Below are 13919 nucleotides of genomic sequence, written 5' to 3' on the forward strand. Positions count from 1 at the left end.
ATAATAATATATATACCTAAAAAGGTTCGAGTTGAAACAAAGTGAAGTAGGATTAATTTATTTAAAATTTTAAATCAAGAGCTGTGAGTCTATTATAAATTTCCTTCATAAGGCTAATTTCATCTTCTTTGTTATAAGCCTCATAAGTAACGGAAAGTCTTAAATAAGCATCACAATCATCCCAAGGAACAGTGGATAACATGGCGTTATTTAAAATATAAGCGAAAGCATCTTCTGCACTATTGAATACTACATCACCAGCACCTTTAGGAATAGGGACATAAAGGTAAAATCCACCTTTAGGCTTTTCCACCCTAAATCCAATTTTTCTTAGAACATCAATCAGTAAATCGAAACGTCTAGAATATCTTTCTATATTTTCTGAAATGAACTTTTCATAGTGATCAAGAGCAAATGAAGCTGCTTTTTGTATAGGAATAAATTGTCCAGAGTCAGTGTGACCTTTAATAGTTGAATAAAGTTTAATAGTCTTAGGAGATCCTACTACAAAAGCCATTCTAAAGCCAGTCATATTAAAGCTTTTAGATAAAGAGTGAATTTCTAAACAAAGATCCATAGCTCCATCGACGCTTAAAATACTTAAGGGTTTATGACCATCATAAGTTAAAGCACCATATGCCATATCAGAGATTATGAAAATCTTATTTTTTCTGCAAAAATCAACTAAATATTCATAATACTCTTTAGTGGCAATTTGTCCAGTTGGATTGTTTGGATAATTAATATAAAGAAGTTTAGATCTTTTTAAAATATTTTTAGGAATATTTTCTAAGTCAGGGAAAAAGTTGTTTTCTTCACAAAGGGGTAAATTGTAGACTTCTCCACCTAGAAATTTAGTATAAGTACCCATAATCGGATAGCCAGGCACAGTCATTAAGCAAATATCACCTGGATTTATAAAGCCTATAGGAATCATGGCTAAAATAGATTTTGAGCCTATACCATGCATAACATTTTCGCAAGTTAAATTGTCTATATGATATACGTTTTTCATAAATCTACAAGCTGCTTCTTGAAACTCAAATATGCCATTGTCTGCATAAAATCTATTTTCATTCTTATGTGATTCTCTACACAAAACATCAACAATTGAAGAGTCGGCAATTTTATCAGGCTCACCAACTCCCATATTAATAAGTGGTGTGTCAGGATTATTTATTTTAGCATCATTAGTCATTTTTTTTAATTTTTCAAATTTGTATAATCGCGTAGATGTATTAAAGAAAGATAAATCGCCCAGTCTTTCTGAAATCATGCTGTCTATAAAATCCATTTTTAATCCTCCAAAAGTGTCAAGATACTTTATATTATGAAAAATTACTAAAAATGGGACGACTTTATTCTTTTTTATTATTTATTGCAATTTTCTAAGATTGAAGGAATATCTTCAACTGTTACACTTTCATAAACTCGTCCGTTGACAGTTACGATAGGCGTTTTACGGCAAACTCCTACACATCCACCAGATTCCAAACTAAACTTCATGTCTTTAGTAGTTTCTCCAGATTTGATTCCAATTAATTTTTCGAATTCATGAATAATACTAGAACTATTATCATTGCTACAAGCACTACCAAAGCAAATTTTTATCTTGTATTTACCTTTAGGTTCAGTGACAAAGTAGCTATAAAAATTAACAACACTTTCCACATCGCTAAAAGGAAGATTTAACTTATCTGCAATGTGAGTCTGCACATCTTTCGGTAGGTATCCGAATATACTTTGAGCATGATGTAAAGTATTCATCAGTGTTTTTTCATTATCATGGATTGAATTTATAAATATATCTAACGCATTAAATAATTCTTTATTTTGAGAAATAAAATCACACATATTAATCTCCTTTAGATGTTTAAATATGAACTTTCTTTTTATACCCTTCAGTTAATGAGTATAAACTTTCTAAGGACTAAATGATATACCGTAATCATTAATAATACAAACTTATTTATATAAAGCAAATGTAAGACAAGTATTACATTAATATGTGTTATTATTTATAATATATTTGAAAATAAATGAAAGAAGGTGTTAAGGATGAAAATTTCAAAAAAAGAAGCATTTTCAATACCTAATATAATGGGGTATTTTAGGATAATTTTAATACCTGTATTTTTATATGTTTATTATAATGCAACATCAGTGGAGGATTATTATGTTGTAGCAGGTATAGTATGCATTTCTGGAATAACAGACTTTTTAGATGGTTTTATAGCTAGAAAGTTTAATATGATTACTGAATGGGGAAAGTTTATAGATCCTTTGGCAGATAAGTTAACTCAAGCAGCTCTTGTATTTGCTTTATCATTTAAATATAAATTAATGTGGTACTTAGTTGGCTTATTTATAGTAAAAGAAGGATTTATGGCAATTATGGGAATTATAATGCTTAGAAAAGGTAAAAAACTAGATGGAGCCAAGTGGTTTGGAAAGCTTTGTACGGCAATATTGTACATAGTAATGTTTATGTTAATGTTATTCCAAAAAATGAATAATGATAACGCGAACTTCTTAATATTAGTGTGTGGATTATTTATGTTAATGTCTTTTATACTATATATGCCTGTATTTTATAAGATGCATAAATCAAATAAATAAGATATTTTTTGTAGAGTATTATATCCTTTATTCATATAGTTATATATAAGCATAAAATCAGGGGGGATTATATGACAACATATATTCTATACACATTGGCAGCTGGAATGTGCTTTATATCATATTTTAAAAGTAAGGAAAAAACAAAAAATGCTTTAATCAAAGTCTGTAAATCTATGGAAAATATTATGCCTCAATTTTTATCCATAATAGTAATTGTAGGGTTAATGCTAGCTTTTATTGATACTGACACAATTTCAAATTTAATAGGGAATAAATCAGGTTTTTTAGGAGTTTTATTTTCTGCAACTGTAGGGTCAATTGTTATGGTTCCAACTTTTGTAGCATTTTCAACTGCAAATACTTTATTAAATAGTGGTGCTGGCTATGCTCAAGTAGCAGCATTAGTATCAACTTTAACTTTTGTAGGAATAATGACTTTTACCCTAGAATCTAAATATATTGGCAAAAAGGCCGCATTTTATAGGAACTTATTTGCATTTCTATTTTCATTTGTAGTTGCCTTTTTTATGGGGGTGATTTTAGGGTGAAAAACAAAATTCATTACTTAGCAAATAGGTATAAGCTTTTTCTTATTGTTTTAACTATTCTTGTTTTAGTTATTATATTTGAAAAAAATATTGGTATAAAGGCATTTAATAGTTCAAAAGATAGTTTTCTACAGATGTTATCAGTGCTACCACCTATTATGATTCTTCTCGGATTAATGGACGAATGGGTATCTAGAGAATCAATGATGAAGTATATGGGTGTTGATTCTGGAATTATGGGAATCGCCATTGCCATAGCTTTTGCAACTTTTGCGGCAGGGCCAATGTATGCTGCATTTCCGTTTACAGCTGTATTACTTAAGAAAGGGGTAAAATTTACGAATGTAATTATTTTTATGAATGCTTGGTGTGTTATAAAGATTTCTACTCTTCTATTTGAAATAAGTTCCTTAGGATACAAATTTACTTTCTATAGATTATTAATCGATTTTATTGGAGTTATTGCAATGGGATATTTAGTTAATTATTTTGTTATAAAAGTAGGTAAGGAAGATAAAGTTTTAAGTAGCTATATGAAAGAAAATATTTAAAAATAAAGATGCAAGGCATGAGATATATTTATATAAATCATGCTTTGCTTAAATTTTGATATATTATTTAATTTAAGAAAGGATACCAACTTTTCTCAATAAGAATTCAGCATTTGTAGTAAGGGATCTTTCTTTTTTTAGCTTGTAATCAAAGTAAATTTCATTATCTTTATAATGTTCATTAAAGCTATAGTTTATAATATTAGGATTTTCATATTCTAAATTACAAACATCTAAATCATGGGTTGTAATCATTCCTGAAACATGACATTTACATAATTCTCTTAGGACACCTTCAGCACCTTTAAGCCTATCAATGGAATTTGTTCCCCTAAAAATCTCATCTATCAAAAATAATGTATGAGAGTTAACATGAGACTGGTCAATTACTTTTTTTATTCTTTTTAGTTCTGCATAGAATGTTGAGATCCCTTCGTTTAAATCATCTCTTATACGCATAGATGTAATTATATTCATTTTAGATGATAACATGCTATTGGCACATACATAACTTCCAGAGCAAGCAAGAACCATATTAATACCAACAGTCCTCATAAAAGTAGTTTTACCAGACATATTAGAACCAGAAATAATGTAAATATTATTATCTAGATTAAAATCGTTGCAAATACGTTTATTATTGGATATTAAAGGATGACCCATATTTGTAGCTTCAATGATGTTGTCTTTCTCAGTAAAATTAGGAAGACACATATTGTTACAAATTCTAGGAAGATTGGCAAAGCTAATTAAACTTTCCAATTCTCCTAAAGTATAAAACCAATTTTCTACTGAATCAGAATATTCTTGCTTCCAATTATCTAAATCGATGGCGCTTTTGTAGTCCCAAAGCAATAGTGAGTTTAAAATAATGCACATAACGCCATTATTACGCTGATTTATATTTGAAGCAATTTTTGATAGTTTGTTAACTCCAACTTTAGCTTTTTCTATATTGTTTTCAATTTCTTTTAATTTATCAGAAGTAAATTTTGCTTTTGTAATATTATTAATAACATCGTAGTAACGATTAATTTTAGGTGCTAATTTTTTAAGTGTTCCAACATAACTATTTGCTTTTAAATAACCAATAACCCATAGTAATAGTTGAAATATAATTAAACAGTTAAGAATAATAAAACCAATAGTATTTTTAGTTGCTAGAGCATAAAGCAAAGCAATACAAGTTACTATACTAGATACTTTAAATAATAATTTTAAAAACTTACTTTCAATAAATCTTTTTTTATCTTGGAGCTGTGAAATTAAATTGGCAAAATCCTCATCTACACCTATAAGAGAAAAATCATACTCTGCTTCAACAGAAAAATCATAATTTTTGCTGAGCTCAGAAATAGCATTATGACGATTTTCAATTTCTTTATCAGAAAAATTAGGGCTTAGCAAGTCTTTTACAAATCTTTTTCTTCCATAATAAGTACCAGTACCATTAATCATTTGGAATAAAGAATTTTTACCTACTATATCCAAGTCCGTTGCATAAGGGTGATCATAATTTATAAATTCTTCGCCAATATCTGTAAAGTTAGACCATTCACCAGAAAGTCTCTTTATATTAGCTTCATCAATTTTTATAATTCCTTCAGCTTTATCTATTTGTTCATAAATAGTTTTATGAAATAAAGATGCAATAATAAAGATAACTATTTCTACAATTAAAAATAAAATTAATTTTAAAGGATAGTGATTTACATATATTTTGTATATGTTGTAGCATATTAAAATAAACAATGCCATTTTAAATACAGATATTATATTAGCAGTTTTGTTATGTTCTAATATACTTGCTTTTCTTTTTTCTATATCATCATTGAATTTTGATTCCATATGTTTTACCTCCAAATTTATCCTGTAACTTTTATGATAACCAATATTTATAGAAAATCCAACTAATTTGCTTTATTTAATGTTTAAATTAAATTTTTACTAGTAATTTACTTGCTTTTCATGATTAAAATAAATATTAAAAATTGTATTGACTCTGACGTTACGTTATAGAATATAGTTATAAGTGTAATAGGGAATTGAAGAAAGGAGGTTGAAAAATGAAGATAAGTGAAGTAGCAAAATTGACAGGTATAACAGTTAGGACTTTGCATTATTATGATGAAATAGGACTGTTAAAGCCTAGTGAAATTACAGAATCAGGATATAGGTTGTATTGTAAAGATTCTCTTGAAACTTTGCAGCAAATATTGTTTTTTAGAGAGTTAGATTTTCCTTTAAATGAAATAAAAGAAATAATGACAAATCCCAATTATAATAAAACGGAAGCTTTGAATAAGCAAAAAGAATTGCTAGTAAAAAAACGCCAACGAATAGATAATTTGATTGGCCTTATAGATAATACTATTGAAGGAGATAATAATATGAGTTTTAAAGAATTTGATATGAAAGATATAGAAGAAAGTAAAAAGAAATATGCTAAAGAGGTAAAAGAGCGTTGGGGAAATACAGACGCATACAAAGAATGTGAGGAAAAAATAAATAGCTACAGTGAAAATCAATGGGGCTCTATTAATAAAGAAGGTAGTGAAATTTTAAAAGCTTTTGGAGAGCATATAGGTTGTGATCCAGGAAGTGCAGAAGTACAAGGTTTAGTAGAAAAATGGAGAAATCACATTTCGTCTAATTTTTATAATTGTACAAAAGAAATTTTATCAGGCTTAGGTTTAATGTATATAAATGATGATCGATTTCAAAAAAATATTGATCAAAATGGGGAAGGGACAGCTAAGATAATGTCAAAAGCTATTGAAATTTACTGTTCTAAATAAAGAAAAATTATTTTATAAAGTTAAAATTAAGAGGATCTTTTTAATATTTAATATATATTAATTCAGACTCATTATATCTAGCAATAGCATAAATTACATCGGAAAGTCTATTTACATATTTCAATAACTGTGGATTGACAATGTCAGCCTTACTAAGAGAAATAATTCTTCTTTCAGCCTTTCTACAAATTGTTCTAGCTATATGTAAGTTAGCAGATATTAAACTAGTTCCAGGAACTATAAAAGCATCTATTTTATCAATTTTTGAAATATAATAATCTATAATTTTTTCCAGTGACTTTACATCATCGTCAGTTATAGGTGCTTTATATTTTCCCTCTTCCTTAGTTGCTAATTCAGCAGATACAGCAAATAACTTTATTTGTATGCTTCTTAAAATTTCTTTATCTTCGTCTTTAGCATAATTTGTACAAAGACCTATGTAAGAATTTAGTTCATCTAAAGCTCCATAAGATTCCACTCTTATATCATCTTTATCAACTCTAATTCCGTCATATAGAGAAGTTTTACCTTTATCCCCTGTCTTAGTATATATTTTCATAGTTGTCCTCCTTATATATTTTTATTAATAATATACCCATGAATAATTAATACATATTCAAATATTTATTAAAGATAGCACATTAAAATAAGAAATTGTGGGTATATACTAATTATAAAACGAATTTATCAAAATTGTTGATGATATAAAAATTAATAAACATATATACGAAAAATTATAATTTATGGAGGAAAATAAAATGGCAAATTGTGATTCATGTCCATCAAAAAATAATTGTAATAAACAAGATACTTGTACAATAGAAAATAATCCGAATAATAAAATAAAAAATATAATAGGTGTTATGAGTGGAAAAGGCGGAGTAGGAAAATCTACAATAACATCATTAATAGCAAAAAAACTTAATAAAGAAGGATACAAAGTAGGAATATTAGATGCAGATATAACAGGACCAAGTATTCCAAGACTTATGGGAGTACAACATGAAAGAGCATTTTCAAACAATGGAAAAGATATTTATCCTATAATAACTAAAGAAAATATAAAAACTATGTCTGTGAACTTTATGGTAAATGATGAAAGTCAGCCAGTAGTGTTTAAAGGGCCTTTAATAAGTAATACAATAAAACAATTTTACAAAGATGTAATGTGGGAAGAGTTAGATTATTTATTAATAGATATGCCTCCTGGAACAGGAGATGTTGCCCTTACGGTTATGCAATCTTTACCTTTAGCTGGAATGATTATGGTATCTGTCCCTCAAGATATGATATCCATGATAGTTGCAAAAGGTGTAAATATGGCAAAAACATTAAATATAAATATATTAGGTGTGGTAGAAAATATGAGTTATATTGAATGTCCAGACTGCAATAAAAAGATTAAGTTATTTGATGGAGAAGAAACAGAAACATTCTTGAAAGAAATGAATTTGGATTTTTTAGGAGAATTACCAATGACTAGGGAAATTGTGGAAATTACTCATAAGGGATCAGAAGAGGTAAGTGAAGAATTAGAAAATATTTTAAGTAATATAGTAGAAAAAATAAATAAAAAATTATAAAAAAACTGAATTATATAAAATTATATCAAAATGAACTTGTTAAAATTATTAAAAATACTATAATTAGTGATATATTTATTTCTAGAGTAAAAGGAGACTTAAATGAAAATAAAGGTTATGACTGTATTTGGTACTAGACCAGAGGCTATAAAAATGGCTCCCCTAGTAAAGGAATTAGAATCTAGAGAAGAAATAGATAGTATAGTATGTGTAACAGCTCAACACAGACAAATGTTAGACCAAGTGTTAGATGCATTTAATATAAAACCTGATTATGATTTAAATATTATGAAACCAGGTCAGACCCTTGCAGATATAACTAGTAGGGCATTACAAGATTTAGATTGTGTTATAAGAGAAGCTAAACCAGATATTGTATTAGTTCATGGAGATACAACAACAACTTTGGCAGCTAGTTTTGCAGCGTTTTATAATAAAGTAACCCTTGGTCATGTGGAGGCCGGTCTAAGAACCTATAATAAATATTCTCCTTATCCAGAGGAGATAAACAGGCAAGTAACAGGGGTTATAGCTGATATTCACTTCACTCCAACAGAAATATCAAAAGAAAACTTGACTAGGGAAGGTAAAAAAGAATCATCTATATACGTTACTGGAAACACGGCAATAGATGCACTAAAAACTACAATAAGAGAAAATTATACTCATAATATAATAAAAAAAATAGGTAATGACAGGATGATACTTCTTACAGCACATAGAAGAGAAAATTTAGGTCAAAATATGAAAAGTATGTTTAGTGCAATAAAAAGAATAGTTGATGAATTTGAAGATGTTCAAGTTGTTTATCCTATACATTTGAATCCTCTTGTTAGAGAAACTGCCAATGAAGTATTTGGAGATTGCAATAGGATACATTTGATAGAGCCTTTGGAAGTATTAGACTTTCATAACTTTCTTAATAAATCTTATATAATAATGACAGATAGTGGTGGAATTCAAGAAGAAGCACCTTCTCTAGGAAAACCTGTATTAGTACTTAGAGATACAACAGAGAGACCAGAGGGGATAGCTGCAGGTACTTTAAAGTTAGTTGGTGTAGATGAAGAAACCATTTATGCTTTAACAAAGGAATTATTAACTAATAAGGAAATATACAATAATATGTCAAAGGCTTCAAATCCATATGGTGATGGAAATGCCAGCAGATATATTGTTGATGAAATAATAAAAAAATTTAAATAGGAGTTGAAAAAAATGTTAGAAGTAGGAGTAAAAGCGCCTGAATTTAAATTACAAGATAAAGAAGGAAATGAAGTAAGTTTATCAGATTTTAAAAATAAAAAAGTAGTTTTGTATTTTTACCCAAGAGACAATACAGCTGGATGTACTAAGCAAGCATGTGCTTTCAGGGATAGTTATGAACAATTCATATTAAAGGATGTAGTAGTAATAGGAATAAGTAAAGATAGTGTAAAATCACACAGTAATTTTGCTGCAAAGCATGAACTACCATTTATATTACTGTCAGATCCTGAACTTGAAGCAATAAAGGCTTACGATGTATGGCAGGAAAAGAAGTTATATGGAAAAGTTAGTATGGGTGTGGTAAGAACAACATATATTATAGACGAAAATGGAATTATAGAAAAAGTATACAATAAGGTCAAAACTGACAAGAATGCAGGAGAAATATTGGAGTATTTAGGATAGATATAAAAGAACCGAATTTATTTGGTTCTTTTTTTATGGTATTATAAGAAGAAGATAGGAGTGAGACATTTTGAAATTGCAAAAACCAGGAATGAGAAATATAAAAACAGGTATAGGAGTTATGATATGCGTACTAATTGGCAAAATGAATGTAATAGATAGTACTTTTTATGCAGCAATAGCTTGTATTGTTTCTATGCAAACAACTGTAAAAAGCTCGTTAACAGTAGGTATAAACAGATTAAAGGGAACATTTATTGGTGGTTTAATAGGATTTCTATTTGTACTTATTCATCCAGGTGATCCAATAATATCTTGTTTAGGAATAATCACAACTATTTATATTTGTAATATTTTAAAAATAAATAAATCTATAACTATTGCTTGTGTTGTATATTGTGCAATTCTATTAAATATAGGTGATGCAAGCCCAATAGCATATTCTTTATCTAGAACTTTAGATACCTCTATAGGAGTAATCGTAGGAGTAGCTGTAAACTATTTTATATATAGACCAGATTACTTAGAAAGCATATATAAAGAAATTAGAATAATTGAAGAAACATCAATTAGGCTACTAAAGAGTGAAATAGAAAAAGGGGAACATGCTGATATTTCATCTTTAAAAAATGAAATTACAAGATTAGAAGGATTGTACAAAAACTTTTTAGACGAATTAGAGTATAGCAATGAAGAAGTTGAGGATCAAGAAATAAACCATACTATAAAGAGATGCAAACAGATTTACTTACATCTTCAAGTTTTAGAGCAAATGAAGGATAAATGTTATCTAAATAAGGAAAACTATATTAAATCTAAAAGTATATATGATACTTTACCCAAAGGTATTGAAATAAAAGATAATACAAGTACTGTTTATAACTATCATATTAGCTCCATAATTGACAACATAAATGAAATACATGAAATTGAAGAAATTAACGATAATAATGAAAGTGATTTATAGATAAGGGTTTAATATATATAAAAAAAATAAAAAAACGCTTAAAATAAAGATAACTCATAATATTTTTTTTTTAGTGTTATAATTACTTTGTCAGCATAATTAATATTTAGACAGGGGGAAGAAATTATGAATTTTGAAATGCCAAAATATACTCATCCAAATTTTCAACAAGAGAAATTTGAAAATGCACCAGATGCAAAATATGTATTAGTAGAAAAAGATAGAGTTGCACCTGACAACTATCATGCAATGTCTATTTTTCCAGAGTACTTTAAAGTTGAGGGGGAATGGAAACTAGCTAAAGAATCAAGAATGGATTGTGTTGCAAGACTAAGAGAAGATAAAGAAATAGAGGTAGTAGAGTTTAGACATTTAAAAGTTGGAGATAAAATTATCGTTGGAAGAACTGAAAACGGTAGTGAGGGAATATATTTACACACAACAGGTTTTGAAGAAGAAAAAATTGAAGAAGAAGCTTTTGCTTTTAGAGGAAGTAGATCAAGAGAAACTTCTCAAACTATGGACTACGATCAACTAATTGAACTTCTAAAACATGAAAAAGAAAATGGATATGTAGTTTGGGTAATGGGACCAGCAGCAGTATTTTCTAAGGGAGCTAGAGACTCATTAACAAAATTAATAAATAATGGATATGTAGATGCTTTCTTAGGGGGAAATGCAGTTGCAACCCATGACTTAGAAGCAGGAGTATACAATACAGCATTAGGACAAGATATATATACTCAATGTTCTATAAAAGATGGTCATTATCATCACCTAGATTTATTAAATAAAGCAAGAAAATATGGTTCTATAGAAAAACTTATAGAAGGAGAAAATATAACATCAGGATTAATTTATTCTTGTGTAAAAAACAATGTACCTATTGTACTTGGAGGGTCTATAAGAGATGATGGCCCACTTCCTATAGTTATAGCAGATGTATATGAAGCTCAAGAGCAAATGAGAAATCAAGTAAGAAAAGCTACAACTGTAATTTGTATGGCAACTCAATTACACACAATTGCTACAGGAAATATGACACCATCATTTAGAGTTGTTAATGATGAAGTGAGACCAACATACTTCTATACAGTAGATACTTCAGAATTTGCTGTTAACAAGTTAAAAGATAGGGGAAGTTTAAGTGTTAGAACAATGATATCAAATGCTCAAGATTTCTTACAAAGATTAGCTGATAATTTATAATAGATTAAAAAACTGCTTTAATTTTTTAAAGCAGTTTTTTTATTATTTCAAAAAAATATAGCGAAGTCATCTCATATTGTATACAATTCTATTAATATAAAATTAGAAAAATAATAATTAGAATTAAAGGGGTGATTATATGAGAGCTATAATAACTGTAATTGGGAAGGATAAAGTGGGGATAGTAGCTGGTTTAACTACTGAGCTTGCAAAACACAATATAAATATTATTGATATTAATCAAACTATAATGGAAGAGTTTTTTACTATGGTATTGATGGTTGATTTAAGTAAAGTAAACCAGTCTTTTGATGAAATAAAAAAAGCTTTAGTATTAGTAGGAAAAAGTTTAGGTGTTGATGTAAAAATTCAAAGAGAAGAAATATTTAACTCAATGCACACAGTTTAGGAGGTTGCTATGAATATAAATAACATATTAGAAACCATAAGAATGATAGAAGAAGAAAAATTAGATATAAGAACTATTACTATGGGTATCTCATTGCTAGACTGTATAGACTCTGATGGAGAAACGTGTAGAGATAATATTTATAATAAAATAATGAATTGTGCAAAAGATTTAGTAAAGGTTGGAAAAGAAATTGAAAATGAGTTTGGCATACCTATTGTAAATAAAAGAGTATCAGTAACGCCAATTTCCATAATAGCAGGAGCTACAAATGATGAAGACTATGTAGAATTTGCTAAAATTCTAGATAAAGCAGCAGAAAATTTGGGAATTGATTTTATAGGAGGATTTTCAGCATTAGTTGAAAAGGGTTGTACAAAGGGAGATGAAATTTTAATTAAATCTATTCCTAAGGCATTAGCTTGTACTAATAAAGTTTGTTCATCTGTAAATGTGGGTTCAACTAGATGTGGATTAAACATGAATGCAATAAAAGATATGGGAAAAATTATAAAAGAAACAGCAAAACTTACAAAAGATGTAAAGGGGTTTGGATGTGCCAAGTTAGTTGTATTTTGCAACTCAGTAGGAGATAACCCGTTTATGGCTGGGGCTTATCATGGAATAGGTGAAGCAGATGTGGTTATAAATGTGGGTGTAAGCGGGCCAGGGGTAGTACAAAGAGCTTTGGAAAAAGTAAGAGGTGAATCCTTTGATGTGGTGGCAGATACTATAAAAAATACTGCATTTAAAGTAACAAGAATGGGTCAATTAGTTGGGCAAGAAGCATCAAAAAGATTAGGCGTACCTTTTGGTATAGTGGATTTATCTTTAGCGCCAACACCTGCAATTGGTGATTCAGTGGCAAACATTCTAGAAGAAATGGGACTTGAAACTGTGGGAACCCACGGTACTACAGCAGCACTTGCTCTTTTAAATGATGCAGTGAAAAAAGGTGGAGTAATGGCATGTTCTAGAGTTGGTGGACTTAGTGGAGCATTTATACCAGTATCTGAAGATGCAGGAATGATTGATGGAGTAATAAAAGGGTCTTTAAATTTGGAAAAGTTAGAAGCAATGACTGCCGTATGCTCAGTAGGGTTAGACATGATAGCGGTGGAAGGAGAGACTACAGCTGAAACTATTAGTGCTATGATAGCTGATGAAGCTGCCATAGGAATGATAAATAATAAAACAACTGCGGTAAGAATAATTCCAGCACCAGGGTGTGAAACCGGAGATATGGTTGAATTTGGTGGGCTACTTGGAAGAGCACCAGTTATGAAAGCTAATAAAAACTCTTCAGCAGATTTTATAAATAGAGGAGGAAAAATTCCAGCTCCAATACATTCTTTTAAAAACTAATAGGCAATCAGCCTATTAGTTTTTTATTATGGATAAAATATTTGAATTTACGATATATAAAAAAAATTGAACATGTAATTTTTTTGATTCATTGTTATTATGTTGAGAAAAAAGGTACAATAAGTATGAAGTATGATGTAAAGCTTCAATAAATAATAATTTTTAAATAATGATAAAAAATACTATTAAA

The 13919-nt window shown here is 28.8% G+C and carries 15 protein-coding genes; 11 read left to right on the forward strand and 4 right to left on the reverse strand.

The annotated features are described in order from the left end of the window. Positions 1-61 precede the first annotated feature (61 nt). Together TEGL_RS02885 and TEGL_RS02890 are read right to left on the reverse strand one after the other, a co-directional pair. Positions 62-1294, reverse strand: coding sequence for an aminotransferase class I/II-fold pyridoxal phosphate-dependent enzyme (locus TEGL_RS02885; RefSeq protein ID WP_018592402.1), 1233 nt, complete (start codon positions 1292-1294; stop codon positions 62-64). A 77-nt stretch (positions 1295-1371) separates the two neighbouring features. Then, positions 1372-1854, reverse strand: coding sequence for a complex I 24 kDa subunit family protein (locus tag TEGL_RS02890; RefSeq protein ID WP_018592401.1), 483 nt, complete (start codon positions 1852-1854; stop codon positions 1372-1374). Between the two features lie 204 nt (positions 1855-2058). Between TEGL_RS02890 and TEGL_RS02895 the strand changes: the two genes are divergently transcribed. From TEGL_RS02895 to TEGL_RS02905, 3 genes are all read left to right on the forward strand, one after another. Next, positions 2059-2619: a CDP-alcohol phosphatidyltransferase family protein gene (locus TEGL_RS02895; RefSeq protein WP_018592400.1), complete on the forward strand. Its 561-nt coding sequence runs from the start codon at positions 2059-2061 to the stop codon at positions 2617-2619. Between the two features lie 71 nt (positions 2620-2690). Then, a complete protein-coding gene (locus TEGL_RS02900) occupies positions 2691-3170 on the forward strand; it encodes a hypothetical protein (RefSeq protein WP_018592399.1) in 480 nt (159 codons plus the stop codon). Then, positions 3167-3721 carry a permease gene (locus TEGL_RS02905; protein ID WP_018592398.1) on the forward strand — a complete coding sequence of 185 codons (555 nt, stop codon included), beginning with the start codon at positions 3167-3169 and terminating at the stop codon, positions 3719-3721. Before TEGL_RS02900 ends, TEGL_RS02905 begins: the two co-directional genes overlap by 4 nt. A gap of 72 nt (positions 3722-3793) precedes the next feature. Here TEGL_RS02905 and TEGL_RS02910 read toward each other — a convergent pair whose 3' ends face one another. Next, positions 3794-5569 (reverse strand): MutS-related protein, encoded by a 1776-nt coding sequence (locus TEGL_RS02910; RefSeq protein WP_018592397.1) that lies wholly within the window; start codon positions 5567-5569, stop codon positions 3794-3796. Between the two features lie 218 nt (positions 5570-5787). On the opposite strand from TEGL_RS02910, the gene TEGL_RS02915 reads away from it, so the two are divergent. After that, positions 5788-6519: a MerR family transcriptional regulator gene (locus TEGL_RS02915; protein WP_018592396.1), complete on the forward strand. Its 732-nt coding sequence runs from the start codon at positions 5788-5790 to the stop codon at positions 6517-6519. Positions 6520-6559: 40 nt separating this feature from the next. Here TEGL_RS02915 and TEGL_RS02920 read toward each other — a convergent pair whose 3' ends face one another. Then, positions 6560-7081, reverse strand: a complete 522-nt coding sequence (locus TEGL_RS02920; protein ID WP_018592395.1) for a cob(I)yrinic acid a,c-diamide adenosyltransferase — start codon at positions 7079-7081, stop codon at positions 6560-6562. 199 nt (positions 7082-7280) lie between these two features. On the opposite strand from TEGL_RS02920, the gene TEGL_RS02925 reads away from it, so the two are divergent. The 7 genes from TEGL_RS02925 to TEGL_RS02955 all read left to right on the forward strand — a co-directional run bounded on the left by TEGL_RS02925 (position 7281) and on the right by TEGL_RS02955 (position 13729). Then, positions 7281-8105, forward strand: coding sequence for an Mrp/NBP35 family ATP-binding protein (locus tag TEGL_RS02925; protein ID WP_018592394.1), 825 nt, complete (start codon positions 7281-7283; stop codon positions 8103-8105). A gap of 102 nt (positions 8106-8207) precedes the next feature. Then, positions 8208-9311, forward strand: coding sequence for a non-hydrolyzing UDP-N-acetylglucosamine 2-epimerase (gene wecB / locus TEGL_RS02930; RefSeq protein WP_018592393.1), 1104 nt, complete (start codon positions 8208-8210; stop codon positions 9309-9311). A gap of 12 nt (positions 9312-9323) precedes the next feature. Beyond that, positions 9324-9779, forward strand: a complete 456-nt coding sequence (gene bcp / locus TEGL_RS02935) for a thioredoxin-dependent thiol peroxidase (protein WP_018592392.1) — start codon at positions 9324-9326, stop codon at positions 9777-9779. Between the two features lie 70 nt (positions 9780-9849). Then, the gene (locus tag TEGL_RS02940; protein WP_018592391.1) at positions 9850-10746 is read left to right on the forward strand and encodes an FUSC family protein; all 897 of its coding nucleotides are present in this window, start codon (positions 9850-9852) and stop codon (positions 10744-10746) included. Between the two features lie 126 nt (positions 10747-10872). Then, positions 10873-11955 carry a hypothetical protein gene (locus tag TEGL_RS02945; RefSeq protein WP_018592390.1) on the forward strand — a complete coding sequence of 361 codons (1083 nt, stop codon included), beginning with the start codon at positions 10873-10875 and terminating at the stop codon, positions 11953-11955. 139 nt (positions 11956-12094) lie between these two features. After that, positions 12095-12364 carry an ACT domain-containing protein gene (locus TEGL_RS02950; RefSeq protein ID WP_018592389.1) on the forward strand — a complete coding sequence of 90 codons (270 nt, stop codon included), beginning with the start codon at positions 12095-12097 and terminating at the stop codon, positions 12362-12364. A 9-nt stretch (positions 12365-12373) separates the two neighbouring features. Next, positions 12374-13729 (forward strand): PFL family protein, encoded by a 1356-nt coding sequence (locus TEGL_RS02955; RefSeq protein WP_018592388.1) that lies wholly within the window; start codon positions 12374-12376, stop codon positions 13727-13729. Positions 13730-13919: the final 190 nt, after the last annotated feature.

It is taken from the genome of Terrisporobacter glycolicus ATCC 14880 = DSM 1288 (genome assembly GCF_036812735.1).
Lineage (GTDB): Bacteria > Bacillota > Clostridia > Peptostreptococcales > Peptostreptococcaceae > Terrisporobacter > Terrisporobacter glycolicus.

Excerpts from the sequence above, each read along its gene's own strand:
- TEGL_RS02885 (WP_018592402.1), bottom strand. The coding sequence starts at position 1,294 with ATGGATTTTATAGACAGCATGATTTCAGAAAGACTGGGCGATTTATCT.
- TEGL_RS02890 (WP_018592401.1), bottom strand. The coding sequence starts at position 1,854 with ATGTGTGATTTTATTTCTCAAAATAAAGAATTATTTAATGCGTTAGAT.
- TEGL_RS02895 (WP_018592400.1), top strand. The coding sequence starts at position 2,059 with ATGAAAATTTCAAAAAAAGAAGCATTTTCAATACCTAATATAATGGGG.
- TEGL_RS02900 (WP_018592399.1), top strand. The coding sequence starts at position 2,691 with ATGACAACATATATTCTATACACATTGGCAGCTGGAATGTGCTTTATA.
- TEGL_RS02910 (WP_018592397.1), bottom strand. The coding sequence starts at position 5,569 with ATGGAATCAAAATTCAATGATGATATAGAAAAAAGAAAAGCAAGTATA.
- TEGL_RS02915 (WP_018592396.1), top strand. The coding sequence starts at position 5,788 with ATGAAGATAAGTGAAGTAGCAAAATTGACAGGTATAACAGTTAGGACT.
- TEGL_RS02920 (WP_018592395.1), bottom strand. The coding sequence starts at position 7,081 with ATGAAAATATATACTAAGACAGGGGATAAAGGTAAAACTTCTCTATAT.
- TEGL_RS02925 (WP_018592394.1), top strand. The coding sequence starts at position 7,281 with ATGGCAAATTGTGATTCATGTCCATCAAAAAATAATTGTAATAAACAA.
- wecB (WP_018592393.1), top strand. The coding sequence starts at position 8,208 with ATGAAAATAAAGGTTATGACTGTATTTGGTACTAGACCAGAGGCTATA.
- bcp (WP_018592392.1), top strand. The coding sequence starts at position 9,324 with ATGTTAGAAGTAGGAGTAAAAGCGCCTGAATTTAAATTACAAGATAAA.
- TEGL_RS02945 (WP_018592390.1), top strand. The coding sequence starts at position 10,873 with ATGAATTTTGAAATGCCAAAATATACTCATCCAAATTTTCAACAAGAG.
- TEGL_RS02950 (WP_018592389.1), top strand. The coding sequence starts at position 12,095 with ATGAGAGCTATAATAACTGTAATTGGGAAGGATAAAGTGGGGATAGTA.
- TEGL_RS02955 (WP_018592388.1), top strand. The coding sequence starts at position 12,374 with ATGAATATAAATAACATATTAGAAACCATAAGAATGATAGAAGAAGAA.